The 25642-nt window shown below is 72.8% G+C and carries 24 protein-coding genes; 15 read left to right on the top strand and 9 right to left on the bottom strand.

From position 1 onward, the window contains the following. Positions 1-73 precede the first annotated feature (73 nt). The gene (locus O7627_RS21910; protein ID WP_278095373.1) at positions 74-691 is read left to right on the top strand and encodes a VTT domain-containing protein; all 618 of its coding nucleotides are present in this window, start codon (positions 74-76) and stop codon (positions 689-691) included. Between the two features lie 12 nt (positions 692-703). Here the strand turns inward: O7627_RS21910 and O7627_RS21905 are convergent, their stop codons facing one another. Both O7627_RS21905 and O7627_RS21900 read right to left on the bottom strand, forming a co-directional pair. Beyond that, complete coding sequence (locus O7627_RS21905; protein WP_278095372.1) at positions 704-1327, bottom strand: hypothetical protein; 624 nt, start codon at positions 1325-1327, stop codon at positions 704-706. Next, positions 1324-2403: a sulfite exporter TauE/SafE family protein gene (locus tag O7627_RS21900; RefSeq protein WP_278095371.1), complete on the bottom strand. Its 1080-nt coding sequence runs from the start codon at positions 2401-2403 to the stop codon at positions 1324-1326. The genes O7627_RS21905 and O7627_RS21900 overlap by 4 nt, the downstream gene beginning before the upstream one ends. A gap of 144 nt (positions 2404-2547) precedes the next feature. Between O7627_RS21900 and O7627_RS21895 the strand changes: the two genes are divergently transcribed. After that, positions 2548-2817, top strand: coding sequence for a hypothetical protein (locus tag O7627_RS21895; RefSeq protein ID WP_278095370.1), 270 nt, complete (start codon positions 2548-2550; stop codon positions 2815-2817). After that, positions 2814-3197, top strand: a complete 384-nt coding sequence (locus tag O7627_RS21890) for a hypothetical protein (protein ID WP_278095369.1) — start codon at positions 2814-2816, stop codon at positions 3195-3197. Before O7627_RS21895 ends, O7627_RS21890 begins: the two co-directional genes overlap by 4 nt. 73 nt (positions 3198-3270) lie before the next feature. On the opposite strand, the gene O7627_RS21885 is transcribed toward O7627_RS21890, so the two are convergent. Next, positions 3271-3924: an MBL fold metallo-hydrolase gene (locus O7627_RS21885; RefSeq protein WP_278095368.1), complete on the bottom strand. Its 654-nt coding sequence runs from the start codon at positions 3922-3924 to the stop codon at positions 3271-3273. 115 nt (positions 3925-4039) lie between these two features. Between O7627_RS21885 and rsgA the strand changes: the two genes are divergently transcribed. The 4 genes from rsgA to uvrC all read left to right on the top strand — a co-directional run bounded on the left by rsgA (position 4040) and on the right by uvrC (position 10966). Beyond that, positions 4040-5089 (top strand): ribosome small subunit-dependent GTPase A, encoded by a 1050-nt coding sequence (gene rsgA, locus O7627_RS21880; protein ID WP_278095367.1) that lies wholly within the window; start codon positions 4040-4042, stop codon positions 5087-5089. A gap of 144 nt (positions 5090-5233) precedes the next feature. Continuing rightward, positions 5234-8287: an excinuclease ABC subunit UvrA gene (gene uvrA, locus O7627_RS21875; RefSeq protein ID WP_278095366.1), complete on the top strand. Its 3054-nt coding sequence runs from the start codon at positions 5234-5236 to the stop codon at positions 8285-8287. 181 nt (positions 8288-8468) lie between these two features. Beyond that, on the top strand, positions 8469-8942 hold the full coding sequence (locus O7627_RS21870; protein ID WP_278095365.1) for a Rieske (2Fe-2S) protein: 474 nt from the start codon (positions 8469-8471) through the stop codon (positions 8940-8942). 77 nt (positions 8943-9019) lie between these two features. Next, complete coding sequence (gene uvrC, locus O7627_RS21865; protein ID WP_278095364.1) at positions 9020-10966, top strand: excinuclease ABC subunit UvrC; 1947 nt, start codon at positions 9020-9022, stop codon at positions 10964-10966. A gap of 45 nt (positions 10967-11011) precedes the next feature. On the opposite strand, the gene O7627_RS21860 is transcribed toward uvrC, so the two are convergent. Further along, a complete protein-coding gene (locus O7627_RS21860) occupies positions 11012-12151 on the bottom strand; it encodes an alpha/beta fold hydrolase (protein ID WP_278095363.1) in 1140 nt (379 codons plus the stop codon). A 280-nt stretch (positions 12152-12431) separates the two neighbouring features. Here O7627_RS21860 and rapZ point away from each other — a divergent pair, with 280 nt between their 5' ends. From rapZ to O7627_RS21820, 8 genes are all read left to right on the top strand, one after another. After that, positions 12432-13334, top strand: coding sequence for an RNase adapter RapZ (gene rapZ, locus O7627_RS21855; RefSeq protein ID WP_278098372.1), 903 nt, complete (start codon positions 12432-12434; stop codon positions 13332-13334). Further along, complete coding sequence (gene yvcK / locus O7627_RS21850) at positions 13331-14308, top strand: uridine diphosphate-N-acetylglucosamine-binding protein YvcK (protein ID WP_278095362.1); 978 nt, start codon at positions 13331-13333, stop codon at positions 14306-14308. Before rapZ ends, yvcK begins: the two co-directional genes overlap by 4 nt. A gap of 81 nt (positions 14309-14389) precedes the next feature. Beyond that, positions 14390-15370 (top strand): DNA-binding protein WhiA, encoded by a 981-nt coding sequence (gene whiA, locus O7627_RS21845; RefSeq protein ID WP_278095361.1) that lies wholly within the window; start codon positions 14390-14392, stop codon positions 15368-15370. A 224-nt stretch (positions 15371-15594) separates the two neighbouring features. Beyond that, complete coding sequence (gap, locus tag O7627_RS21840; protein ID WP_278095360.1) at positions 15595-16599, top strand: type I glyceraldehyde-3-phosphate dehydrogenase; 1005 nt, start codon at positions 15595-15597, stop codon at positions 16597-16599. Continuing rightward, entirely contained in the window at positions 16596-17795 is a 1200-nt protein-coding gene (locus O7627_RS21835) for a phosphoglycerate kinase (RefSeq protein ID WP_278095359.1), read from the top strand. Before gap ends, O7627_RS21835 begins: the two co-directional genes overlap by 4 nt. Further along, the gene (tpiA, locus tag O7627_RS21830) at positions 17795-18586 is read left to right on the top strand and encodes a triose-phosphate isomerase (protein ID WP_278095358.1); all 792 of its coding nucleotides are present in this window, start codon (positions 17795-17797) and stop codon (positions 18584-18586) included. The genes O7627_RS21835 and tpiA overlap by 1 nt, the downstream gene beginning before the upstream one ends. Positions 18587-18639: 53 nt before the next feature. Further along, positions 18640-18900: a preprotein translocase subunit SecG gene (gene secG / locus O7627_RS21825; RefSeq protein WP_278095357.1), complete on the top strand. Its 261-nt coding sequence runs from the start codon at positions 18640-18642 to the stop codon at positions 18898-18900. 174 nt (positions 18901-19074) lie between these two features. After that, a complete protein-coding gene (locus O7627_RS21820) occupies positions 19075-19419 on the top strand; it encodes an RNA polymerase-binding protein RbpA (protein ID WP_278095356.1) in 345 nt (114 codons plus the stop codon). A gap of 4 nt (positions 19420-19423) precedes the next feature. Here the strand turns inward: O7627_RS21820 and pgl are convergent, their stop codons facing one another. Genes pgl through tal form a run of 5 tightly spaced genes read right to left on the bottom strand, consistent with a single transcriptional unit; the run spans position 19424 to position 25629 of the window. Continuing rightward, entirely contained in the window at positions 19424-20176 is a 753-nt protein-coding gene (pgl, locus tag O7627_RS21815; protein ID WP_278095355.1) for a 6-phosphogluconolactonase, read from the bottom strand. Beyond that, positions 20173-21204, bottom strand: coding sequence for a glucose-6-phosphate dehydrogenase assembly protein OpcA (locus tag O7627_RS21810; RefSeq protein WP_278095354.1), 1032 nt, complete (start codon positions 21202-21204; stop codon positions 20173-20175). The genes pgl and O7627_RS21810 overlap by 4 nt, the downstream gene beginning before the upstream one ends. Before the next feature lie 37 nt (positions 21205-21241). Then, positions 21242-22756, bottom strand: coding sequence for a glucose-6-phosphate dehydrogenase (gene zwf / locus O7627_RS21805; protein ID WP_278095353.1), 1515 nt, complete (start codon positions 22754-22756; stop codon positions 21242-21244). Positions 22757-22789: 33 nt separating this feature from the next. Further along, complete coding sequence (locus tag O7627_RS21800; protein ID WP_278095352.1) at positions 22790-24454, bottom strand: glucose-6-phosphate isomerase; 1665 nt, start codon at positions 24452-24454, stop codon at positions 22790-22792. Continuing rightward, positions 24451-25629, bottom strand: coding sequence for a transaldolase (gene tal, locus O7627_RS21795; protein WP_278095351.1), 1179 nt, complete (start codon positions 25627-25629; stop codon positions 24451-24453). The genes O7627_RS21800 and tal overlap by 4 nt, the downstream gene beginning before the upstream one ends. Between the last annotated feature and the right edge of the window lie 13 nt (positions 25630-25642).

Genomic DNA, 25642 nt, shown 5'->3' with positions numbered 1-25642 from the left:
CCGGGTCTCGATCGACCAGTTCCGGGCTTTCACCTGATACCGGCCGGCCGGTAGCGGGCCTAGCGTGATCAGCATGGGGGAAATGATCACGCAGCTCGGAAATCTACCGACGCTCTGCCTGATGCTGGTGCTCGGCGGGGTGATGCTGCTCGACGCGGTGCCACTGCTCGGGGTGCTGGTGCCCGGTGACGTGGCGGTGTTGGCGGTGGTCAGCGTCGGCCGGCCGGTCGGCGGGATCAGCGCCTTCGTGTCGGTGATCGGCGGCTGCCTGACCGGTTGGTCGCTGAGCTTCCTCGCCGGCCGCCACTTCGGGGACCGGATCCGGCAGGGCTGGTTCGGCGCGTGGGTCGGTGAGGCGCGGTGGACCGCCGCCGAGCGGCTGCTGCGCCGCGGCGGCGGCCGGATGGTGATGGTCGCGCCCTTCCTGCCGGTGCTCAACGCGCTGCTGCCGCTGGCGGCGGGCGGGCTGCGGATGTCGTACCGGCGCTTCGTGGCCTGCGCCACCGTCGGGTCGGTGCTCTGGGCCGGCCTCTACGTGCTGCTGGCCGTGGCGGCCCGGTCGCTGGGCGGCCTGCTGCCCGGGGAGACCTTCGCGATGGTCGGCACCGTCGCGATCGGGCTGGTCTTCGGCTGGCTGGTGCTGCTCAGCATCCGGCGTCGGCTCGGGATCGCCGCCCTGGAGGATGCCTGACCGGCGCCCGGGTCAGCGGCCCGGCAGATCCAGCAGGTAGCTGTCGCCGTCGCGCCGGAACCCGAGCCGGCCGTAGTACGGCGCCACCATCCCCGGCGGGGTGCGGACCCGGCGGAAGCCGCGGGCCGCGAATGCCCGGCTGTCCCGGTAGACGAACTCGCCCGGGGTGAGGTCGCGGAACGGGCGGGTGACGTAGTCCAGCTCGACCTGGGCCACCCCGTCGCCGCTTGCCCGGACCAGCACCATCCCGACCAGCTCGTCGGCCCGCAGCACCAGGAACGCCGACCGGTCCGGCCCGTCGGGGGACCACCGGAACCGGGGGTTGAACCGGGCGATGTCGGCGGCGTGCACCCGCAGCGCGTGCGCCAGGAAGCCGTCGTCGGTGCCGACCTCGACCACCTGGTAGGTCTGCTGGTCGTGCCGGGTCCGCAGGATGCGGACCAGATACCAGATGTTGATCACCGCCAGCACCGCGTTGAGGCCGACCATCGGCCAGACCCGCAGCGCGCCGTTGTAGCCGACGAGCACCAGGGAACCGACCAGGTTCAGCGCCCGCAGGCGCAGGATCCGCGACTGCAGCAGCGACCAGACCAGCAGTCCCGAGCCGGCCCAGCCGACCACCTCCAGCCAGTTCACCTGGTGAGGTTAGCCGCCCCGGCGTGATCGGCCCCGGCGCCCGTCGGGCCGGCTGCGGCTGGCTGCGGGCCGGGCGCGGCCGGCTGCGGGCCGGGCGCGGTGGCGGGTTCGGGCTGCCGGGGGTCGGGTGCGGCTGGCGGGTCCAGGCGGGCGGCGCGGCGCTCGGCGCGGGCCAGGGCGGGCAGGCCGTGCCGGCGGCGGGCCGCCATCCAGGCCAGCGAGCCGAGCCCGAGCGCGGCGGCCAGCCCCACCAGCAGGGCGCCGTTCGGCACCCCGAGCAGCTTGAGACCGCTGGCCAGCAACACCACGGCCAGGGCCCGGCGGACCAGCCCACCCGGCGCCCGGGTGGATAGCTGGGCGCCGAGCCAGGCACCGGGGACCGCACCGATCAGCAGCGACGCGGTCAGGTCCAGCCGGAAGTCGCCGAACAGCAGGTGGCCGAGCGCGGCGGCCGCCACCAGCGGGACCGCCTGCACGAGGTCGGTGCCGACCAGGCTGCCGGGGTGCAGCAGCGGATAGAGCATCAGCAGCGCGATGATGATCAGGGAGCCGGACCCGACGCTCGTCATCCCCACGATCAGGCCGCCGACGGCGCCGACCAGCACGGTCGGCACCGGCCGGGCCAGCACCGGGCCGGTCGGCGGCGGGGCCGGTGCGGCGCCGGCCGCCGCCGCGCGGCGCCGGGCCGCGTGCTCGACCATCCGGGTGTACGCGCGGTAGACCAGTCCCGCAGTGGCGACCAGCAGCGCGATGCCGAGTGCGATCTTCACGGCGCCCTGCAGCCGTTCACCGTCGCCGACGGCGCGCAGCAGCAGCACCCCGGTGAAGGCCGCCGGCACGCTGCCCACGCAGAGCCAGCCGACCAGCGACCAGTTCACGGTGCCCCGGCGGATGTGGACCAGCCCGCCGACCGGCTTCATCACCGCGCTGACCACCAGGTCGCTGGAGACCGCCGCCAGCGGCGGGATGCCGAAGAAGAGCACCAGCATCGGCGTCATCAGCGCCCCGCCGCCCATGCCGGTCAGCCCGACGACGATGCCGACGGCCAACCCCGCGATCGCCAGAACCCAGTCCACCCGCCCGAGTGTGAACCACCGGAGCCGGAATGTCGACCAACTCGATCGACTTAGTTAGACCACCCGCCGGCCGGGCACCGATCGGATGCCGGCGGAGTGCCCGGATCCCCGCCTGACCCGGTCAACCCGTGTCATACTGCCGGTATGACGAAGCGGGTAACGGTCAGCCTCCCCGACGACATCGCTGACCGACTCGAAGCCGAACCCAACGCCTCCGCCTACGTCGCCGAGGCCATTCGCCAACGCGCCACGCGCGAACGGGGCCGGCGCATCCTTGAAGAGCAGGGCTTCCGAATCACCGACGAAGGGCTCGCCCGCACCCGGGAACGCCTCGCCGAAGCCGACCGCGAGTGGACCCCCGAGCGGCGCCAAGCCCTCCGGGAACGCTTCGGCCTCCCCGGCCGGGCCGCGTGACCGCCTCCATCCGGGTCGTCCTCGACGCTTCCGCCATCGTCGCCTACGCCGCATCCTCCATCGCGGTGGGGGAGATCCTGGTCGAGGTCGGAGACGAGGGCGCCCGCGTCGGCCTACCGGTCTTCTGCCTGGCGGAGGCGTACCGGCGAGTCCCCGATCACGATGTCGCGGCCGTCGGCCTGCTGGCCGGGCATCCCGCCGTGGTCGTGGTCGACACGGACCCCGGCGAGTGGATGCCGTTGGCGCAGGCGGCGCGTGATCTTGGCCGGGTGGACACCGCGGCGGCACTGCTGTTGACAATTGGTGCTGACGGGCACCTGATGACTTCGGATCCGGACGCGTACGGGGACTGGAAGGACCTACCGATCATTCCGATCTAGCGCTCGATCCAGAGCGAGCGGGGTGGTCGCGGTTTGGACCGGCAGGCTGGTGTCCGGCCCGTCGCCTACACCCCTACCAGCCGCGGGCGCGCCACTGTGGCAGCGAGCCGCGTTCCGCGCCGAGCGTCGAGTCCTTGCCGTGGCCGGGGTAGAACCAGGTCTCGTCCGGTAGCCGGCCGAAGAGCTTCTGCTCGACGTCGTCGATCAGGGGGGCGAACCGCTCCGGGTCGCGGTCGGTGTTGCCGACTCCGCCGGGGAAGAGGCTGTCGCCGGTCCACAGGTGCGGCCCGCCGGCCGGGTCGCGGTAGAGCAGGGCTATCGAGCCCGGGGTGTGCCCGACGATGTGGATCACCTCGAGGGCGCAGTCGCCGACCGGCACCAGGTCGCCCTCGGCGACGGTCTCCGAGGAGATCGGCAGCCCCTCGGCGTCGGCGGCGTGCACCAGCGACCGGGCGCCGGTGCTGGCGACGATCTCCTCCAGGGCGACCCAGTGGTCCATGTGCTGGTGGGTGGTGACGACCGCGGTCAGCCCGGCGTCGCCGACCAGCTCCAGCAGCCGGGGCGCCTCATTGGCGGCGTCGATCAGCACCTGGTCACCGGTGTTGCGGCAGCGCAGCAGGTAGGCGTTGTTGTCCATCGGGCCGACCGAGACCTTGGTGATGGTCAGGTTGGCCAGCTCCCGTACGGCCGGCGGGCCACCGGGGGAGACGTCTCCGGAATAGGTCACCCGCAGACCCTAACGGCCGGCCCGGCGGTGGTCGTACCCGGAATTGGGTTTCTCCGGTGGTCGGCCCCGGCCTACCGTCGGGTACGCATCATCGACTGACCGGAATCGGGCGGACATGACAATCGACCTCGCGTCCCTGGGCTGGGACGCCGCGCGGGTGGCAAGCGTCGACCCGGGTTGCCGGCCGGGCCGGGTCACCCGGGTCGACCGGGGGGTCTGCACCGTGCTCTGCGCCGACGGACCGGTGCGGGCCAGCCTGGCCGGGGCGGTGCTGGCCCGGGCCGCCCACGACCCGGCGAACCTGCCCTGCGCGGGCGACTGGGTACTGGTACGGAACTGGCCGGACCAGCGGGTCACCGCCGAGGCGGTGCTGCCCCGGCGGACCGCCCTGATCCGGCGGACGGCCGGCAGGGACTCCACCGGACAGGTGCTGGCCGCGAACCTGGACGCCGCCGCGGTGGTCGAACCGATGCATCCGGCGCCCGACACCGGCCGGATCGAACGGCTGTTGGCGTTGGCCTTCGAGTCCGGCGCCGACCCGCTGGTGGTGCTCACCAAGTGCGACCTGGCGGCCGACCCGGCGGCGGTCGGCCGGCAGATCGCCGCCGTCGCCCCCGGGGTGCCGGTGGTGCCGGTCAGCGCCCAGCGTGGCGACGGGTTGGCCCGGCTCCGCCCGCTGGTCGCCGCCGGGCGCACGCTGGCGCTGCTCGGCCCGTCGGGGGCCGGCAAGTCGACGCTCGTCAACGCGCTCGCCGGCGCCACGGTGATGACGACCCAGGGGATCCGTGGGGTGGACGGCAAGGGTCGGCACACCACCACCTACCGGGCGTTGATCCCGATCCCAGGGGGCGGGGCGGTGCTGGACACCCCGGGGATTCGGGCGGTCGGCCTGCTGGCCGCCGCGGCCGGGCTGGACCGGGCCTTCGCCGACGTGGCCGACCTGGTCGCCGCCTGCCGGTTCGCCGACTGCGGGCACGCCGCCGAGCCCGGTTGCGCGGTGACGGCGGCGCTGGCCGCCGGGGAGCTCGCGCCGCGCCGCTGGGAGAGCTGGCGCAAGCTGCAGCGTGAGGTGGCGTACGAGACCGGCCGTCGGGACGCCCGGGTGGCCGCCGCCGAGCGGGCCCAGCGGCGGCGCCGCGACCGGCGGGCGACCGGCCGAGGGTGACCGCGCCGTTGACCTGGGGGAATCATCGCGGACGGGAAACTGTCATACCCCGGGACTAGAGTTGCCAGGCGGTGCCGTGGGCTCGGCGAGAGCCAACCCGGGTGACCACAATTCGGACATACAATCCCAGGGAGTACGCCGACCGTGGCCGACCGATTGATCATCCGTGGCGCCCGCGAGCACAACCTGCGTGACGTCAGTCTCGACCTGCCGCGCGATGCGATGATCGTCTTCACCGGGCTCTCCGGCTCGGGCAAGTCCAGCCTCGCCTTCGACACGATCTTCGCCGAGGGTCAGCGCCGGTACGTGGAGTCGCTGTCGTCGTACGCCCGGCAGTTCCTCGGGCAGATGGACAAGCCCGACGTCGACTTCATCGAGGGCCTCAGCCCGGCCGTCTCGATCGACCAGAAGTCGACCTCCCGCAACCCGCGCTCCACCGTCGGCACCATCACCGAGGTCTACGACTACCTGCGGCTGCTCTTCGCCCGGGTCGGCGAGCCGCACTGCCCGGTCTGCGGCGAACGGATCTCCAAGCAGAGCCCGCAGCAGATCGTCGACCGGGTCCTGGCGATGGCCGACGGCACCCGGTTCATGGTGCTCGCGCCGGTGGTGCGCGGCCGCAAGGGCGAATACCTCGACCTCTTCGCCGAGCTGCAGGCCAAGGGCTACGCCCGGGCCCGGGTCGACGGCGTGGTGCACCCGCTCACCGACTTCATCGGGGAGCGGCCGACCCGGCTGAAGAAGCAGGAGAAGCACACCATCGAGGTGGTGGTGGACCGGCTCACCGTCAAGGCCAGCGCCCGGCAGCGGCTCACCGACTCGGTCGAGTCGGCGCTCGGGCTCTCCGGCGGGCTGGTGCTGCTGGACTTCGTCGACCTGGCCGAGGACGACCCGGGCCGGGAGCGGCGCTACTCCGAGCACCTGGCCTGCCCCAACGACCACCCGTTGGCGATCGAGGACCTGGAGCCCCGGGTCTTCTCCTTCAACGCCCCCTACGGCGCCTGCCCGGAGTGCACCGGCCTGGGCACCAAGAAGGAGGTCGACGCCGAGCTGATCGTGCCCGACCCGGAGCGAACCCTGCGGGAGGGGGCGATCCAGCCCTGGTCCGGCGGGCACACCCTGGAGTATTTCCTGCGCCTGCTGCAGGCCCTCGGCGACGCCGAGCACTTCGACCTGGACACCCCCTGGCGCAAGCTGCCGTCGCGGGCGCAGAAGACCATCCTGTACGGCGGCGGCGACCAGGTGCACGTGCGCTACCGCAACAAGTACGGCCGCGAGCGCTCCTACTACACCGGCTTCGAGGGCGTGGTGCAGTGGATCGAGCGCCGGCACTCCGACACCGAGTCGGACTGGTCCCGGGACAAGTACGAGGGCTACATGCGCGACGTGCCGTGCCCGTCCTGCCACGGTGCCCGGCTGAAGCCGGAGGTGCTCGCCGTCACGCTGGGCGGGCGCAGCATCGCCGATGTCTGCGCGCTCTCGGTCGGCGAGTGCGCCGAACTGCTCGGCGGGATGACCCTCACCGACCGGCAGAAGATGATCGCCGAGCGGGTGCTCAAGGAAATCAACGCCCGGCTGCGGTTCCTGGTCGACGTCGGCCTGGACTACCTCTCCCTGGACCGGCCCGCCGGCACGCTCTCCGGTGGGGAGGCGCAGCGCATCCGGCTGGCCACCCAGATCGGCTCCGGGCTGGTCGGCGTCCTGTACGTGCTCGACGAGCCGTCGATCGGGCTGCACCAGCGCGACAACCGCCGGCTGATCGAGACCCTGGTCCGGCTCCGCGGGCTGGGCAACACGCTGATCGTGGTCGAGCACGACGAGGACACCATCCGCACCGCCGACTGGATCGTCGACATCGGGCCGGGAGCCGGCGAGCACGGCGGCGAGATCGTGCACAGCGGCTCGGTGGCCGAGCTGCTGACCAACGAGAAGTCGGTCACCGGGGCGTACCTGGCCGGCCGCCGGTCGATCCCGACGCCGCAGGGGCGCCGGCCGCAGACGCCGGGCCGGGAGCTGGTGGTCAGGGGTGCCCGGGAGCACAACCTGAAGGACCTGACCGTGGCGTTTCCGCTCGGGCAGCTCATCGCCGTCACCGGGGTCAGCGGCTCGGGCAAGTCCACCCTGGTCAACGACATCCTGTACGCGGTGCTGGCCAACCAGATCAACGGCGCCCGGCTGGTGCCGGGCCGGCACACCCGGATCGGTGGGCTGGAGCACGTCGACAAGGTGGTCGGGGTGGACCAGTCACCGATCGGCCGCACCCCCCGGTCCAACCCGGCCACCTACACCGGGGTCTGGGACCACGTCCGCAAGCTGTTCGCCGAGACCACCGAGGCGAAGGTCCGGGGGTACGGCCCGGGCCGGTTCTCGTTCAACGTCAAGGGCGGCCGCTGCGAGGCGTGCAGCGGCGACGGCACCATCAAGATCGAGATGAACTTCCTGCCGGACGTCTACGTCCCGTGCGAGGTGTGCAAGGGCGCCCGGTACAACCGGGAGACCCTGGAGGTGCACTACAAGGGCCGCACGGTCGCCGAGATCCTGGGCATGCCGATCGAGGAGGCGGCCGAGTTCTTCTCGGCGATCCCGGCCATCCACCGGCACCTGAAGACCCTGGTCGACGTCGGGCTCGGCTACGTCCGGCTCGGGCAGCCGGCGCCGACCCTCTCCGGCGGCGAGGCGCAGCGGGTCAAGCTCGCCTCGGAGCTGCAGAAGCGGTCCACCGGGCGGACGGTGTACGTGCTCGACGAGCCGACCACCGGGCTGCACTTCGAGGACATCCGCAAGCTGCTGATCGTGCTGGAGAGCCTGGTCGACAAGGGCAACACGGTGATCGTGATCGAGCACAACCTGGACGTGATCAAGACCGCCGACCATCTGATCGACATGGGTCCGGAGGGCGGCCACCGGGGCGGTACGGTGCTGGCGACCGGCACCCCGGAGGAGTTGGCCGAGGTGGCCGAGAGCCACACCGGGCAGTTCCTGCGGCCGGTGCTCGGCCTCGACGGTCCGGCGAAGGGCGCCCGCGCGGCCACCGCCCGGGCGTCCCGCGCCAACGGCACCCCGACCGCCAAGAGCACGACGGCCAGCAAGAACACGACGGCCAGCAAGAGCACGACGGCCAGCAAGAGCGCGACGGCGAAGAGCACGCCCGCGGCGAAGGGCACCGGTCGGGGGCGGCGGCCGGCCTCGAAGGTGTGACGGCCGGGCGGACATTCAGGTTACTCACAGCGCGGTGCCAGCCGGCTCCCGGACAGATGCGGCAGGCTGGCGTCCGGGTCTACGCTCCGGGACAGTTTGAACCGCTTTGTGAGATCTTCCGTGACTACCTGAGTGGCCGCGGACGACCGGGTGCGTGGCGACGCCGAGAGAGAGGCTAGGCATGAGTGACGAGCAGACGGTGACCGGGGTGGGTCCGCGGAGCCGCCGGGCGCTACTGGCGGGGGCGGGCGCCGTCGGCGCTTCTGTCGTGCTGGCCGCGTGCGGCACCGACACCACCCCGGACGCGTCGGGCAGCACCACCGCACCCCCGGCCGGCGGGGCGACCGGCGGCGCAGCCCCGGGCGGCGGCGCGGCGCTGGCCGCCACGAGCGATGTCCCCGAGGGCGGCGGACTGATCGTCCAGGGCCAGAACGTGGTCCTGACCCAGCCGGCAGCCGGCCAGTACAAGTGCTTCGACGCCATCTGCACCCACCAGGGCTGCCCGGTCTCCAACGTCGACGGCGGCACCATCAACTGCACCTGCCACGGCAGCAAGTTCTCGATCGAGGACGGCTCGGTGACCACCGGCCCGGCCCGGACGCCGTTGGCCGAGAAGCAGATCACGGTCGAGGGGGACAGCATCAGCCTGGCCTGACGCAGGACCGAATCCGGCGCGTCGCGGGGGCCGCGTCGCGCCGGATTCCTGTCGGGCGTACGGATTAGGGTTGGAGCGTGGCTGACCCCTCGACCTATCGTCCGGCGCCGGGCACGATTCCCGACGCCCCCGGGGTCTACCGGTTCCGCGACCCGACCGGCCGGGTGATCTACGTCGGCAAGGCGAAGAGCCTGCGCAGCCGGCTCAACTCCTACTTCGCCGACCCATGGACCCTGCACCAGCGCACCCAGCAGATGGTGACCAGCGCCGCCTCCGTCGACTGGACCACGGTCGGCACCGAGGTGGAGGCGCTGCAGCAGGAATACACCGAGATCAAGCAGTACGACCCCCGGTTCAACGTCCGCTACCGCGACGACAAGTCCTATCCCTACCTCGCGGTGACCCTCAACGAGGAGTTCCCCCGGCTGCAGGTGATGCGCGGCGCCAAGCGCAAGGGGGTGCGCTACTTCGGGCCGTACTCGCATGCCTGGGCGATCCGCGAGACGCTGGACCTGCTGCTGCGGGTCTTCCCGGCGCGGACCTGCTCGTCCGGGGTGTTCAAGCGGGCCGGGCAGATCGGCCGGCCGTGCCTGCTGGGCTACATCGGCAAGTGCTCGGCGCCGTGTGTCGGCACCGTCAGCGCCGAGCAGCACCGCGACATCGTCGAGGACTTCTGCGACTTCATGGCCGGCCGCACCGACTCGATGGTCCGCAAGCTCGAACGCGAGATGGCGCAGGCCAGCGAGGCGCTGGAGTTCGAGCGGGCGGCCCGGCTGCGCGACGACGTCGCCGCGCTGCGCCGGGCGATGGAGAAGCAGACGGTGGTGCTCGGCGACGGCACCGACGCCGACGTGGTCGCCTTCGCCGAGGACCCGCTGGAGGCCGCCGTCCAGGTCTTCCACGTCCGCGACGGGCGGGTCCGGGGGCAGCGCGGCTGGGTGGTGGAGAAGGTCGAGGAGCTGACCACCGGCGACCTGGTGCACCACTTCTGCACCCAGGTCTACGGCGGCGAGGAGGGTGAGCGGGACGTCCCCCGCGAGCTGCTGGTGCCGGCGCTGCCGCCGGACGCCGACGCGCTCACCGAGTGGCTCTCCCAGCACCGGGGCGCCCGGGTGTCGCTGCGGGTGCCGCAGCGCGGCGACAAGAAGGCGCTGCTGGAGACCGTCGGACGCAACGCCGCCGAGGCGCTCAACCGGCACAAGCTGCGCCGGGCCGGTGACCTGACCACCCGCAGCCAGGCCATCGACGAGATCGCCGAGGCACTCGGCATGCGGACCGCGCCGCTGCGGATCGAGTGCTACGACGTCTCCCAGATCCAGGGCACCGACGTGGTGGCCAGCATGGTGGTCTTCGAGGACGGGCTGGCCCGCAAGACCGAGTACCGCCGGTTCGCGGTGCGCGGCGCCACCGACGACCTCTCCGCGATCTCCGAGGTGCTGCGGCGCCGGTTCAGCCGCTACCTGGCCGCCCGCAGTGAGACCGGCGAGCTGGGCGAGGAGACCGCCGCCGACCCGGACCGGCCGGGCATCGACCCGACCACCGGCCGGCCGCGCCGGTTCGCGTACCCGCCGCAGTTGGTCGTGGTCGACGGCGGCCAGCCCCAGGTCGCGGCGGCCGCCGCGGTCCTGGCCGAGCTCGGCATCGACGACGTGGCGCTCTGCGGGCTGGCCAAGCGGCTGGAGGAGGTCTGGCTGCCCGACGACGAGTTCCCGGTCATCCTGCCGCGCACCTCCGAGGCGCTCTACCTGCTGCAACGCATCCGCGACGAGGCGCACCGGTTCGCCATCACCTTTCACCGCCAGCGCCGCTCGAAGCGGATGACCAGCTCCGGCCTGGACGACGTGCCGGGCCTGGGCGAGGTACGCCGCAAGGCGCTGCTGCGACACTTCGGCTCGGTCAAGCGGCTGGCCACCGCCTCCGTCGACGAGATCACCGCCGTTCCCGGCGTCGGGCAGCGCACCGCCGAGGCGATCCTGGCCGCGCTGCGCCAGCAGGAGCCCGCCCGACCGGAACCGGAAGCGTGACCGGACCGCGGGTTCCGCGCTGGACACGTGCCGCCGCGGTGGCGGTCACGGCTGCCAGAACCGCACCTCGGGGTAGCGGTCGGACGGGCCGCTCAGCAGCGGCGCGGGGCGGCCGCGCAGGTGCCGGTCCGCGAACGCCAACGCGTACGTCCGGGTGAGCTCCCCGCACCGGTCGCCGGCCAACGGCTGCCCGGGCAGGCCGACCTGGTCGCCGAGGATCCCGTAGTCGGTGAACGAGCTGTGGGTGGTGCCGTCCACGGTCAGCCAGCGCCGCCAGCCGGTCAGGTTCGACCAGGTCCGGTCCCAGCTCAGGTCGTCCCCCGGACCGGTCGCCTCGGCACCGACCAGCAGGAACGGTCGGTCGAAGGCGGTCAGCGGTCCCGGCCGGAAGGTGCCGTCGAAGTTGCCGCCGGCCCGGATCCGGCGGTCGACGAGCATCGCCTCGGCCGCCGCGGCGCCACCCAACGAGTGGCCCAGGACGGCGATCCGGCGGGGGTCGATCCGATGGCCGCCGCGCCACGCCGGCCGCCGGGCGGTCAGCCGGTCGATGACGAAGGAGATGTCCCGGGCCCGGCCGGCGGTGGCGTGGACCGGGTCCGGGTTCGACCGGCAGGCGAGGCAGTCGGTGATCCGGCCGTCGGGGAAGGTGATCGCCGCCGCCTCGAAGGTGTGGTCCACTCCGGCCACCACGTAGCCGTGGCTGGCCAACTCCTCGGCCAGGGCGGTCAGCGACGAGCGGGGGAAGCTGAACCCGGGGGAGAGCACCACGAGGGGCAACCGCCGGCCCGCCGGCCGTGCGTCGACGCCCGCGTGGACGCGGGTGGCGCTGAGGATCTCCGGGGGCAGGCTGGGTGCCCCGATCTGGGCCAGGATCAGTGCCGACTCGGCGGGGCTCACGTACTGGGCCGGGGTGGCGCCGGCCCCGGTCGCCGGGTACCAGACCGAGACCATCAGCTCGCGACGTTGTGAGGTGACCCAGGGGTCGGCGCGTTCGGGGTCGCGCAGGTGCACGGTGTCGAGCCCGACCGGGTGCCGGCCGGTCGGCGCGGGCAGCGCCAGCGTCGGCTGCCGTCCACTGGCGACGGTCACCCACCGGTCAGCCGGCGGGGCCGGCGCGGCCGGGCTGACCAGCGCGGCCGCGCTGAGCAGGGTGGCCACCGCGACCGGTGCGATAAGGCGGGACATTCCCGACATGCTGCCTCCCCGTGGTGTTTCGATCAGGGTCCATCGACGGTCGGCGTGCTGGCCATCGGGAATGACCCGGTGGCGACCCTGAGTTGACCCGCAGGGGTCGGCCGCCGTCGGGTCGGCCAGAAAGTGCCGGGAACGGCCGGATAGAGTACGAACTCGTCGTCGTTGACGATTACCGGGTGTGACGCTGGTCCCCGGGTCTCGGGCGGGACCGGACCGGTCGCGTCGGGGCGGCGGCAACCGGGTTTGGGGGAGACGCGTGACGGACCAAGAGGTGCGCCCGGTGGGGGCCGAGCTGGCACCGCCGGCGGAGCGTGCGGACACCGTGCTGGTGGTGGTGACGGGGGTCTCCGGCGGCGGCCGCAGCACGGTCGCGCGGGCGCTGGAGAACGTCGGCTTCTACGTGGTCGACAACCTGCCCCAGGCGCTCATGCTGGACATGGCCGAGCTGGCCTTCCAGGCCGGCGGCGCGACCCGGCAGACCGCCATGGTGCTGGACGTGCGCAGCCGGGCCTTCTCCACCGACCTGGCCGGCGCCATCCGGGCCCTCAAGGACCGCGGCTACGGTCCCCGGGTGGTCTTCGTCGACGCCGACGACGAGGTGCTGATCAGGCGGTTCGAGAGCGTCCGGCGGTCGCACCCGCTGCAGGGGGAGGGGCGGCTCGCCGACGGCATCGCCGTCGAGCGCGGCCTGCTCGCGGAGGCCCGCGAACAGGCCGATGTGATCATCGACACCTCGCACCTGAACGTGAACCAGCTTCGGCGCCGGGTCGAGGAGCTCTTCGGCGACGAGGACGCCCGCCGGCTGCGGGTCACCGTGCTCTCCTTCGGCTTCAAGTACGGGTTGCCGCCCGACGCCGACTTCGTGCTGGACGCGCGCTTCCTGCCCAACCCGTACTGGGTTCCGGAGCTGCGCGAGAGCACCGGGCGGGACGAGCCGGTGAGCAGGTACGTGTTCGACCAGGACGGCGCGGTCAGCTTCGTGGCGGAGTACGCGCGCCTGATCGGCGCGACGGTGCCCGGCTTCGAGCGGGAGGGCAAGCGCTACCTGACGGTGGCGGTCGGCTGCACCGGCGGCAAGCACCGCAGCGTGGCCATCGGCGAGGAGCTGGCCAACCAGCTCCGGCAGGCCGGATTGGTGGCGAACGCGCAGCACCGCGACCTGGGGCGCGAGTGACGGCGGCCCGACCGGTGCGGGTGGTCGCCTTCGGCGGGGGGCACGGGCTGGCGGCGTCGCTGCGGGCGCTGCGCCGGTGCCCTCCCGACCTGGACCTGGAGATCACCGCCGTGGTGACGGTCGGTGACGACGGCGGCTCCAGTGGGCGGCTGCGCGCCGACCGGGGCGCGCTGCCCCCGGGCGACCTGCGCCAGGCGTTGGCGGCGCTGGCCGGCGACGAGCCGGTTGCGCGCCGCAGCGCCGACCTCTTCCAGTACCGGTTCGCCGCGGGCGGCCCGGTGCCGGATCCGTTGGTCGGGCACGCCGTCGGCAACCTGGTGCTCTGTGGCCTGATGGAGCTGCTCGGCGACCCGGTGGCGGCGCTGGAGCACGCCGGCGGGATGGTCGGCGCGGTGGGTCGGGTGCTGCCGATGTCGCGGCAGCCGGTCGGCATCGAGGCGCGGGTGCGCGGGGTGCGCGCGGACCGGCCGGACGAGGTGGTCACCGTTCGCGGGCAGCACGCGGTGGCGGTCACGCCGGGCCGGGTCGAGCTGGTCAGGTTGACCCCGCCGGGGCCGCCCGCCTGCGCGGAGGCGGTCGCCGCGGTCCGGGCCGCGGACTGGCTGATCTTCGGGCCGGGGAGCTGGTACACCAGCGTGATCCCGCACCTGCTGGTGCCCGAACTCGCCGGCGCGATCGTCGCCAGTCCGGCCCGGCGGCTGGTGACCCTCAACCTGGCCGCGGAGAAGGAGACCCTGGGGCTCTCCGTCGCCGATCATCTGGCGGCGCTGGCATGGTACCTGCCGGAGCTGAAAGTTGACGCGGTTCTGGCCGACGAGAAAGCGGTAGGAGACCCCGAACCGGTCCGACGTGCGGCAGAATCGCTGGGTGCGCGGCTCGTGCTGGCCCCGGTGGCGGTACTCGACGGCTCGCCGCGGCATGATCCCGCGGCGCTCGGCGCCGCACTGGTGCCTGTCCTGGGTGCCGATCGTTAAGCACCTACGAATCACCGGCACAACACGCCGAAACCAGAATCACCGGCGAAACGCCGGAACCGGCCACGAGGTGACGACAAGATGGCGATGACGGCGGCGGTAAAGGACGAGCTGAGCCGGGTCGACGTGCCCAAGCCCTGCTGCCGCAGGGCGGAGATGGCCGCCCTGCTGCGGTTCGCGGGCGGCCTGCACATCGTCTCGGGACGGGTGGTGGTGGAGGCGGAGCTGGACACCGGGGCGGTGGCCCGGCGGCTGCGCCGCGAGGTGGCCGAGGTGTACGGCTATCCGAGCGAGATACACGTTCTCGCCTCCGGTGGGCTGCGCAAGGGCAGCCACTACATCGTCCGGGTGGTCAAGGACGGTGAGGCGCTGGCCCGGCAGACCGGGCTGCTCGACGTACGCGGGCGCCCGGTGCGCGGCCTGCCGCCGCACGTGGTCGCGGCGAACGTCTGCTGTGCCGTCTCCGCGTGGCGGGGCGCCTTCATGGCGCACGGCTCGCTCACCGAGCCCGGTCGGTCCTGTGCGTTGGAGATCACCTGCCCGGGGCCGGAGACCGCGCTGGCGCTGGTCGGCGCGGCCCGGCGGATCGGCATCACGGCGAAGTACCGCGAGGTGCGCGGGGTGGACCGGGTGGTGGTCAAGGACGGTGACGCCATCGCCGCGCTGCTCACCCGGGTCGGCGCGCACGCCAGCGTGCTGGCCTGGGAGGAGCGACGGGTACGCCGGGAGGTGCGGGCCACCGCGAACCGGCTGGCCAACTTCGACGACGCGAACCTGCGCCGCTCGGCGCGGGCGGCGGTGGCGGCGGCGGCCCGGGTCACCCGGGCGCTGGAGATCCTGGCCGACGAGGCGCCCAACCACCTCACCTCGGCCGGCCAGCTGCGGCTGGAGCACCGGCAGGCGTCCCTGGAGGAGCTGGGCGCGTTGGCGGATCCGCCGCTGACCAAGGACGCCATCGCCGGTCGGATCCGCCGGCTGCTCGCGCTGGCCGACAAGCGGGCCCGTGACCTGGGGATTCCCGACACCGAAGCGGCGGTCACCCCGGACATGCTCTCGGTCTGAGCCCGCCTCACCACCGGCCCGGCACCGGATTACGCCCCGACGCAACGCGGCGCCGTCCGCTCGGATAAGGTCGCAGCGTACGGCGACGCGGCCGGAACCGGTTCTCCGCGCCGCATCACCGCCTCGGGCGGTCAGGTCCTCGGGCCGTGGCGAGGTGGCCGACAGACCTATCAGCGGCCGGCTTCCAAACGGTCGGCGAAAACCAGTGCGAGGAGATGGGACCTGTGACCATCCGGGTTGGCATCAACGGGTTCGGCCGGATCGGCCGCAACTTCTTCCGGGCAATGCTCGCGTCGGGCGCCGACATCGAGCTGGTCGGCGTCAACGACCTGACCGACAACGCGACCCTGGCGCACCTGCTCAAGTACGACAGCATCCTGGGCCGGCTGCCGCAGGAGGTCAAGGCCACCGCCGACGAGATCACCGTGGGTGGACAGACGTTCAAGGCGTTCGCGGAGAAGGACCCGGGCAAGCTGCCCTGGGGTGACCTGGGCGCGGACGTGGTGATCGAGTCGACCGGCTTCTTCACCGACGCGACCAAGGCGAAGGCGCACGTCGACGCCGGTGCGAAGAAGGTCATCATCTCGGCCCCGGCCAAGAACGAGGACGTCACGATCGTGATGGGCGTCAACCACCAGGCGTACGACCCGGCGGCGCACACCATCATCTCGAACGCGTCGTGCACCACGAACTGCCTGGCCCCGATGGCGAAGGTGCTCAACGACAGCATCGGCATCGAAAAGGGTCTGATGACCACCATCCACGCCTACACCCAGGACCAGAACCTGCAGGACGGTCCGCACAAGGACCTGCGCCGGGCCCGCGCCGCCGCGCTGAACATCGTGCCCACCTCGACCGGTGCGGCCAAGGCGATCGGCCTGGTGCTGCCGGAGCTCAAGGGCAAGCTGGACGGCTTCGCGCTGCGGGTGCCGATCCCCACCGGCTCGGCCACCGACCTCACCTTCACCGCCGGCCGGGAGACCACCGTCGAGGAGGTCAACGGCGCGATCCGGGCCGCCGCCGAGGGGCCGCTCAAGGGCGTCCTGGTCTACACCGAGGACGAGATCGTCTCGGCCGACATCGTCACCGACCCGGCCTCCTGCATCTTCGACGCCGGTCTGACCAAGGTGATCGGCAACCAGGTCAAGGTCGTCGGCTGGTACGACAACGAGTGGGGCTACTCCAACCGCCTGGTCGACCTGGTGAAGCTGGTGGGTTCGCAGCAGTGAGCATCCGTACCCTCGACGATCTGCTCGCCGAGGGGGTCTCGGGTCGGCGCGTGCTGGTGCGCGCCGACCTGAACGTCCCCCTCGACAAGCAGTCCGGCGCGATCACCGACGACGGCCGGGTACGGGCGGTGCTGCCCACGCTCACCGCCCTGCGCGACGCCGGTGCGGCCACCGTGGTGGTCTCGCACCTGGGCCGCCCCAAGGGCGAGCCGGACCCGAAGTACAGCCTGGCCCCGGTCGCCACCCGCCTGGGCGAGCTGCTCGAATCCCCGGTGCTGTTCGCCGAGGACACCGTCGGTGAGTCGGCCCGCGCGGCCGTCGAGGCGCTCGGTGCCGGCCAGGTCGCGCTGCTGGAGAACCTGCGGTTCAACCCGGGGGAGACCAGCAAGGACGCCGCCGAGCGGGAGGCCTTCGCCGACCAGCTCGCCGGGTTCGCCGAGGCGTACGTCGACGACGCGTTCGGTGCCGTGCACCGCAAGCACGCCAGCGTGTACGACGTGCCGGCCCGGCTGCCGCACGTGGCCGGCCGGCTGGTGCTGCGCGAGGTCGAGGTGCTCTCCAAGCTGGCCGAGAAGCCCGACCGGCCGTACGTGGTGGTGTTGGGCGGCTCGAAGGTCTCCGACAAGCTGGCCGTGATCGAGGCGCTGCTGCCCACCGTGGACCGGCTGCTGATCGGCGGCGGGATGTGCTTCACCTTCCTCAAGGCCCAGGGCCACGAGGTGGGCAGGTCGCTGCTCGAAGAGGAGATGGTCGACACCTGCCGGGACCTGCTGGCCCGCGCCGAGGGCCGGATCCTGCTGCCGGTGGACGTGGTGGCCGCCACCGCGTTCGCGGCCGAGGCCGAGCACGACACGGTGGACGCCGCCGCCATCCCGGCCGACCGGCTCGGGCTGGACATCGGCCCGCGCACGGTGGCCGAGTTCGCCTCGGCGCTCGGTGGGGCCCGCACGGTGTTCTGGAACGGACCGATGGGCGTGTTCGAGCTGGCACCGTTCGCCGCCGGTACCCGGGGCGTGGCCGAGGCGATCACCCGGGTGGACGGCTTCACCGTGGTCGGCGGCGGCGACTCGGCCGCCGCGGTCCGCGCGCTGGGCCTGGACGAGTCCTCGTTCGGGCACATCTCGACCGGCGGGGGTGCCTCGCTGGAGTACCTGGAGGGCAAGACCCTCCCCGGCATCGCCGCTCTGGAGACGTGATGGCTACCCCCGCCCGCCGGCCGCTGATGGCCGGCAACTGGAAGATGAACCTCAACCACCTTGAGGCCATCGCGCTGGTGCAGAAGCTGGCGTTCAGCCTGAACGAGCAGCAGCTCACCGACGTGGAGACGGTGGTGCTGCCACCGTTCACGGACCTGCGCAGCGTGCAGACCCTGATCGACGGGGACAAGCTGCTGATCGGGTACGGCGCGCAGGATCTGTCGCCGTACCAGTCCGGGGCGTACACCGGGGAGATCTCCGGGGCGATGCTGGCCAAGCTCGGCTGCCGGTACGTGGTGGTCGGCCACTCCGAGCGGCGGGCCTACCACCACGAGGACGACGCGTTGATCAACGCGAAGGTGCTGGCGGCGTTGGCGAACGACCTGACGCCGATCCTCTGCATCGGCGAGGGGCTGGAGATCCGCGAGGAGCTGCGGCACGTGCCGCACTGCTGCGACCAGCTCGACAACGCGCTGCGTGGGCTCAGCGCCGAGCAGGTCGAGAAGATGGTGGTCGCCTACGAGCCGGTCTGGGCGATCGGCACCGGCAAGACCGCCACGCCCGAGGACGCCCAGGAGGTCTGCGGGGCGGTCCGGGCGCGGCTGACCGAGTCGTACGGTGCCGAGCTGGCCGAAAAGGTCCGGGTGCTCTACGGCGGCTCGGTGAAGGCGGCGAACATCGCCGGGATCATGGCCCAGCCGGACGTCGACGGGGCATTGATCGGCGGGGCAAGTCTCGACGCCGACGAGTTCGCACAGATCTGCCGGTTCCCGGAGCACATCGCCCGCTGACGGCTCGCTATCCTTACGGGGCACCCCGCCCGTACGAGAGGACTGACCCTGCCATGCCGATCGCGTTCGCGTACACGTTGATCGTGTTGCTGACCCTCACCAGTGTCCTGCTCACCATGCTGATCCTGCTGCACCGGGGGAAGGGTGGCGGCCTGTCCAGCATGTTCGGCGGTGGGGTCAGCTCGAACCTGGCCGGCTCGTCGGTGGCCGAGAAGAACCTGGACCGTTACACCGTTCTGGTGGCGATCGTCTGGTTCGCCTGCATCGTCGGCCTCGGCCTCTGGCTCAAGCTGGCGATGAACTCGGCGACCTGATCACCCCTTACGGGCAAGATCCGGAGCCGGCGAAATTTCTGAGAACTCTTAAATTCTGCGCGCGGCCCCTTTCAAAGGGCCGCGCGCAGTTTATTCTTTGCTACTTCCGCTGCACCACCGTCGTGCCGCCACCGGCAGGTGGCGGACCCCCTCCGACGATAGGAGCGAGCAGCCGTGCCAAGTGGCAGCGCCATCCGCGGCACCCGAGTCGGTTCCGGTCCCCTGCGGCCCAGCGAGCGGTGTGAGCCCGCTCCCCGCCGCCCGGTCACCTACTGGTGCGCCAACCAGCACGTGGTGGAGATCCTGCTGGCCGTCGAGGCGGCCCCCCCGGCCACCTGGGACTGCCCGCACTGCGGTCAGCCGGCCGGCCAGGACGCCGGAAACCCGCCCGGCCGGCAGCGCCCCGAGCCCTACAAGTCGCACCTGGCCTACGTGAAGGAGCGGCGCAGCGAGGCGGACGGGGAGGCCATCCTCAACGAGGCGCTCGCCGCGCTGCGCCGCCGTCGCGGCGAGCGGTAGCCCTCTACCGGGCCGCCCCGACCTCGGCCGCCGCCGCCCGGTCCAGCGCCCAGAGGGTACGCGTGACGCCCCGGACCGCGGCCGCCGGCAGCCGCGCCGGTCCGGTGCCGGCCAGCGCGACGCCGACCGCCGGCGCCTTGTCCGCGCCGGTGGCGACCAGCCACACCTCCTCGGCCGTGTTGATCGTCGGCAGGGTGAGAGTGATCCGGACCGGCGGCGGTTTCGGGCTGTCCCGCACGGCGCTGACCGGCTGGCCGGGCTGGTCGATCGGGTGGTCGGGGAAGACCGAGGCGACGTGGCCGTCCTCGCCGACGCCGAGCATCAGCACGTCGAAGCGGGGGAGTGGGCCGGATCCGGCGGTCCTGGCCAGCTCGGCGGCGTACCGGGCTGCGGCGGCCGTCGGGTCCGGTCCGTCCGGTCCGTCGGCGGCCGGCATCGGGTGCACCCGGGCCGGGTCGAGCGGCACCGCGTCGAGCAGGGCCGCCCGGGCCTGGGTCTCGTTGCGGTCCGGGTCGCCGGCCGGCAGGAACCGCTCGTCGCCCCACCAGACGTCCACCCGGCTCCAGTCGACCGCGTCGCGGGCCGGCAGCTCGGCGACCGCCCGGTAGACGGCGGCGGCCACCCGGCCACCGGTCAGCACCACCGACGCCTCGCCGTGGGCCGCCTGGGCGTCGATCAGCTTCACGATCAGCCGGGCGGCGACCGCGTGGGCCAGCACCTCCCGGTCGTCGTGCGTCACCACCGTCGCCCCGGTCATGCCACCAGCCCGGCGGACGGTCCGGTGGGGGTGTCGGCCGGTAGACCCAGGCCCGACTCGTCGTGCGGGGCGGTGGGGTCGCGCCAGACGTGCACCCGCTGGTTGGAGCGGGACGGCAGGCCGGGGATGCCGGCGGTGGCGCCGAGCGCCTCGGCGTACACCTGGTCGGCGTCGAGCCGGCGCAGCTCCTCGGCCAACTCGTCACCGATCGGCCGGCGGGCCAGCGGGAGTTCCCGGTCGTCCTGGCCGGTCCGCTGGAACACCGCCGTGCCGTCGGTCCGGGTCAGGCTGAGCAGCTCACCGCTGGCGCAGCGCAGCTCCACCGTCCGCATCCGGGGCCACTCGGTGGTCGGCTCGAACCTGGGCCGCACCCCGAGCCGGGCGGTCAGCCAGCCGGACATCAGGGCCGCCGTCGGGTCGGCCGGCGGGGCGACCACGGTGGCGGCGTTCACCTGGCTGCCCTCGGCGGTGTCGAAGGCGCCGGCGACCAGGGTCCGCCACGGGGTGATCCGGGTCCAGGCCAGGTCGGTGTCGCCGGGGGCGTAGTCGCGGGCCCGCTGCCGCAGCGCCGCGATCGGGTCGGCGGCCTGGGCGCAGTCGGTGATCCGCCGGTCGGCCACCACGCCGAGGTAGTCGGTGGCGATCTCGTCCGGCGGGGCGCCGTGCCACCAGGTCACCACCGGCACGTCGGGCACCAGCAGCGGCATCACCACCGACTCGGCGTGCAGGCCGAGCCGGCCGTACATCCGCAGCACCACCGCCTCGCCCGGCCCGAGCCGGCCGCCGACCACGATCTCGGCGTCCAGCCGGCTGCGTTCGCGTTCGATGTCGGAGCGGACCACCACCAGCATCCGGCACGGATGCGCCGCCGAGGCGATCGTCACCGCGGCCTCCGCCTCGCGGACCCGCTGCTCGTCGACGATGACGATGAGCGTCAACGCCATCCCGCTGGCCACCCCGCCGCTGCGGCGCTCGGCGGCCAGCGCCTTGACCACCTCGTTGCCGCTGGTGTCCCAGAGACCGATCACAGTGCTCGCCCTTCCTGTCGTACGGCCGGCGGTGGGTTCACGCCCGCCTCCAGTGCCGGCCCTCGCGGGCCAGCATCTTGTCGGCGGCCCGTGGCCCCCACTCGCCGGCCCGGTACGGCTCCGGCTTCGTGCCCTGCCAGGCCTTCTCCAGCGGGTCGACCACCTGCCAGCTCTGTTCCACCTCGGCGGCGTCCGGGAACAGCGTCCGGTCGCCGATCAGCACGTCCAGCACCAGCCGCTCGTACGCCTCCGGGCTGGACTCGGTGAACGCCTCGCCGTACTGGAAGTCCATCGCGATGTCGCGGACCTCCATGGTGGTGCCCGGCACCTTGGAGCCGAACTTGAGCACCACGCCCTCGTCGGGCTGGACCCGGATCACCAGCTGGTTGTTGCCCAGCATCTCCATGTCGGTGGGGTTGAACGGCAGGTGCGGCGCCTTCTTGAACATGATGGCGACCTCGGTGACCCGGCGGGGCAAGCGCTTGCCGGCACGGACGTAGAAGGGCACCTCCGCCCACCTGCGGTTCTGGATGCCCAGCCGGATCGCGACGTAGGTCTCCGTGGTCGAGTCGGGTGGCACCCCCTTCTCGTCCAGGTAGCCGACGGCGCGTTGACCGCCCACCCAGCCGGGCAGGTACTGGCCCCGCACGGTGCCCCGGGAGACGTCCGCCGGCAGGGTGATCGCCCGCAGCACCTTCAGCTTCTCGGCCCGGATCTCGCTGGCGTCGAAGCTGGTCGGCTCCTCCATCGCCACCAGGGCGAGCAGCTGCAGCAGGTGGTTCTGCACCACGTCGCGGGTCGCGCCGGCGTCGTCGTAGAAGCCGGCACGGGAGCCGATGCCGACGTCCTCGGCCATGGTGATCTGCACCGAGTCGACGTAGCGCGAGTTCCACAGCGGCTCGAACAGGTTGTTGGCGAACCGCAGGGCGAGGATGTTCTGGACGGTTTCCTTGCCCAGGTAGTGGTCGATGCGGAACACGTCGTCGCGGGTGAAGACGTCGTCGACCAGGTCGTTGAGCGCCTTGGCCGAGGGCAGGTCGTAGCCGAACGGCTTCTCCACCACCACCCGCCGCCAGCCGCCGCACTTGACGTTGTCGGCCATTCCGGTGCGGGCCAGCTGCTTGAGCACCACCGGGAAGGCGGCCGGGGGGATCGAGAAGTAGAACGCCGCGTTGCCGTGGATGCCGTGGCTGGCCCGCAGCCCGTCCAGGGTGGCGGAGAGCTTGTCGAAGGCGGCGTCGTCGTCGAACGAGCCGCCCACGAAGCGGATGTTGCCGGCCAGCCGGGCCCAGACCTCCTCCCGCCACGGCGTACGGGCGTGCTTGCGGGCGGCCTCGTGGGCCAGTGCCTCGAAGTCGCCGTCCTGCCAGTCCCGGCGGGCGAAGCCGAGGATGACGAAGCCGGGCGGCAGCAGGCCCCGGTTGGCCAGGTCGTAGACGGCCGGGAGCAGCTTTTTCTGGGCCAGGTCACCGGTCACGCCGAAGATCACCAGAGCGCACGGCTCCGGGATGCGCGGCAACCGGCGGTCCTGCGGGTCGCGCAGGGGATTCACAGCGCCTCCTTCCTCCCTCTCGCTCACCTATTGTCAGCCCCGCAGGTTACGAACCGCGTCCAGCAACTGCGCCACCCCGGCGGCGCGATCGGTCAGGTGCAACCGCAGCAGCGGCCGGTCCCGGCCGGTCAGCGCCTGCCGGTCGCCGGCCGCCTGGGCGGCCTGCAACTCCCCGAAGGTGTACGGCCGGCCCGGCACCGGCAGGTCGGCGACGACCGCACCGGTGATCTGCAGGTACGACCCGACCTGCGGGCCGCCCTTGTGGTACTGGCCGGTGGAGTGCAGGAACCGTGGCCCCCAGCCGAAGGTGACCGGCCGGCCGGACGCGGCGGCCAGCGCCGGCCGGATCAGCGCGGCGTCGGCGTCGGCGGCCCGGTCCAGGTAGGCCATCACGGCCAGGTAACCGTCCGGGCCGATCCCGGCCAGCAGCGTCCCGAGCGCCCCCGCCAGGTCGGCCGGCGCCGAACCGCCCGGCACAGACCAGTACGCCTCGATCGCGCCCTCGGTGAAGGTCGGCGACTCGGCCGGTGGGCCGGAGTCGAGGATCCGGTTGGTGTTCTCCTTGGACTCGGTGACGTTCGGCTGGTTGAACGGGTCGATGCCGAGCACCACCCCGGCGACCGCGGTGGCGTACTCCCAGACCAGGAACTGCGCGCCGAGCGGGCCGTTGACGGCCAGGTGCGGCCGGATCCCGCCACCGGGCACCGCCTCCGGCGCCAGCGCGCCACCGTAGGTGACGGTGAGCACGTCCTGGCCGGTGGCGCCGGGGCTGTCCGGGGACTCCACCACCACCGGCAGGATGCCGATGGAGTTCTTGCCGGTCGACTCGGCGATGAGCTGCTCGGCCCAGTCGCCGAGACCGTCGATGCCGGTGCCGTCGGAGATCAGGGCCACCTTGTCGCGGCCGGTGGTGGCGGCGGTGCCGAGCGCGGCGCCGAGCGCCAGGCCGGGGTTGTCGCTCTGCGCCGCGAGCGCCTTGGCCAGCGCCTCGGCCTGGTCGATCAGCTCGGCCACCTCCACCCCGGCCAGCGCGGACGGGACCAGCCCGAACGCGGTCAGCGCGGAGTAACGGCCGCCGACGTCCGGGTCGGCGAGCAGGACGAAGGCCCCCATCTCGGTGGCGGTCTCCACCAGCGGCGAGCCCGGGTCGGTGACGAAGACGAACCGGCGGCCGGCCTCGGCCTCGGTCAGCCCGGCGTCCAGGAACGCCTGCCAGTAGGCCCGCCGGTGGCTGTCGGTCTCGACGGTGGTGCCGGACTTGCTGGAGACCACCACCACGGTGCGGTCGAGCCGGTCGGCAATCGCGGCGGCGACCTGGCCCGGGTCGGTGGTGTCCAGCACGGTCAACGGCCGACCCATGGTCCGGGTGATCACCTCCGGGGCGAGCGAGGAGCCGCCCATGCCGGCCAGCACCACGTGGTCCAGGTCGGCCAGCTCGGCGCGCAGCTCGGCGAGCTGGGGCAGCAGCTCCCGGCTGCGGACGAAGGTGTCCAGCCAGCCGAGCCGGATGGCGGCCTCCGCCTGCGCCTCGGGTCCCCACAGGGTGGGGTCCTTGGCCACCAGCCGCTCCGGCACGTCGTCGGCGACCAGCGCTGCCCGGGTCGACGCGGCGGCCGACTGGTCGATGCCGGCCGCCCCCCAGACGGCCAGGCCGGCGGCCGCTTCCGCCCCGCCGTCGAGCAGGTCGCCGGAGCTCACGCGTTGCCCCCCGCCTGCTGGGCCGCCTCGGCGTTCTCCTCGGCGGCCTCGTTCGGCTCGTCCGCGCCCTGCGCCGCCGCCTCCAGCGACTTGCGTACGCCGTCGAGCAGCTCCAGCCAGCTCGCCTCGAACTTCTCCACGCCCTCCCGCTCCAGCGTGTCGATCACGTCGTCGAAGTCGATGCCCTGCCCGGCCAGCCCGGCGAACACCTCGCGGGCGGCGTCGTAGGAGGCGGTGACGGTGTCGCCGCGGGTCTCGCCGTGGTCGGCGTAGGCGTGGATGACCGGTTCGGGCATCGTGTTCACGGTGCCGGGGGCGATCAGCTCCTCGACGTAGATGACGTCCCGGTAGTCCGGGTTCTTCGTCGAGGTGGAGGCCCAGAGCGGGCGCTGCGGGTGGGCGCCGGCGTCGGCCAGGGCCCGCCAGCGGTCGGAGGAGAAGACCTCCGAGTAGCGCTCGTAGGCGAGCTGGGCGTTGGCGACGGCGGCCTTGCCGCGCAGCGCCTTCGCCTCCTCGGAGCCGATCTTCTCCAGCCGCTTGTCCACCTCGGTATCGACCCGGGAGACGAAGAACGAGGCCACCGAGCCGATCTTGGACAGGTCGTGGCCGTTCGCCCTGGCCTGCTCCAGGCCGGCCAGGAACGCCTCCATCACCGCGGAGTAGCGGTCCAGGCCGAAGATCAGCGTGACGTTGACGCTGATCCCCTCGGCCAGGGTGGCGGTGATGGCCGGCAGCCCGGCCAGCGTCGCCGGGATCTTGATGTAGAGGTTCGGCCGGTCCACCAGCCACCACAGCGCCTTGGCCTCGGCCACGGTCCGCTCGGTCTCGTACGCCAGTCGCGGGTCGACCTCGATCGAGACCCGGCCGTCCACGCCCTTGCTGGCGTCGTAGGCCGGGCGCATCACGTCGCAGGCCCAGCGCACGTCGTACGTGGTCAGGGCGCGCACCGCCTCCTCGACGGCGACCCCTCGGATGGCCAGGTCACGCAGTTGCCAGTTGTACTCGTCGGCGTCGCTGAGCGCCTTGGCGAAGATCGTCGGGTTGGTGGTCACCCCGACCGTGTGCTTCTCCCGGCGCAGTTGGTCCAGCCCGCCGGAGCTGAGCCGTACCCGGGAGAGGTCGTCGAGCCAGACCGCGACACCCGCGGCCGAGAGTTCTGCCAGCCTGTCCGTCATTGTCGTCGTCCCT

This window comes from Solwaraspora sp. WMMD1047, from assembly GCF_029626155.1.
Taxonomy (GTDB): domain Bacteria; phylum Actinomycetota; class Actinomycetes; order Mycobacteriales; family Micromonosporaceae; genus WMMD1047.
The sequence above is the reverse complement of the archived record's forward strand: the minus strand, read 5'-3'. Positions and strand labels throughout refer to the sequence as shown.

Bases quoted from the DNA above. Each gene is read 5' to 3' on its own strand.
- rsgA (WP_278095367.1), top strand. From the start codon at position 4,040: ATGACAATCGACCTCGCGTCCCTGGGCTGGGACGCCGCGCGGGTGGCA.
- O7627_RS21910 (WP_278095373.1), top strand. From the start codon at position 74: ATGGGGGAAATGATCACGCAGCTCGGAAATCTACCGACGCTCTGCCTG.
- O7627_RS21895 (WP_278095370.1), top strand. From the start codon at position 2,548: ATGACGAAGCGGGTAACGGTCAGCCTCCCCGACGACATCGCTGACCGA.
- O7627_RS21870 (WP_278095365.1), top strand. From the start codon at position 8,469: ATGAGTGACGAGCAGACGGTGACCGGGGTGGGTCCGCGGAGCCGCCGG.
- O7627_RS21860 (WP_278095363.1), bottom strand. From the start codon at position 12,151: ATGTCCCGCCTTATCGCACCGGTCGCGGTGGCCACCCTGCTCAGCGCG.
- tal (WP_278095351.1), bottom strand. From the start codon at position 25,629: ATGACGGACAGGCTGGCAGAACTCTCGGCCGCGGGTGTCGCGGTCTGG.
- secG (WP_278095357.1), top strand. From the start codon at position 18,640: ATGCCGATCGCGTTCGCGTACACGTTGATCGTGTTGCTGACCCTCACC.
- tpiA (WP_278095358.1), top strand. From the start codon at position 17,795: ATGGCTACCCCCGCCCGCCGGCCGCTGATGGCCGGCAACTGGAAGATG.
- pgl (WP_278095355.1), bottom strand. From the start codon at position 20,176: ATGACCGGGGCGACGGTGGTGACGCACGACGACCGGGAGGTGCTGGCC.
- whiA (WP_278095361.1), top strand. From the start codon at position 14,390: ATGGCGATGACGGCGGCGGTAAAGGACGAGCTGAGCCGGGTCGACGTG.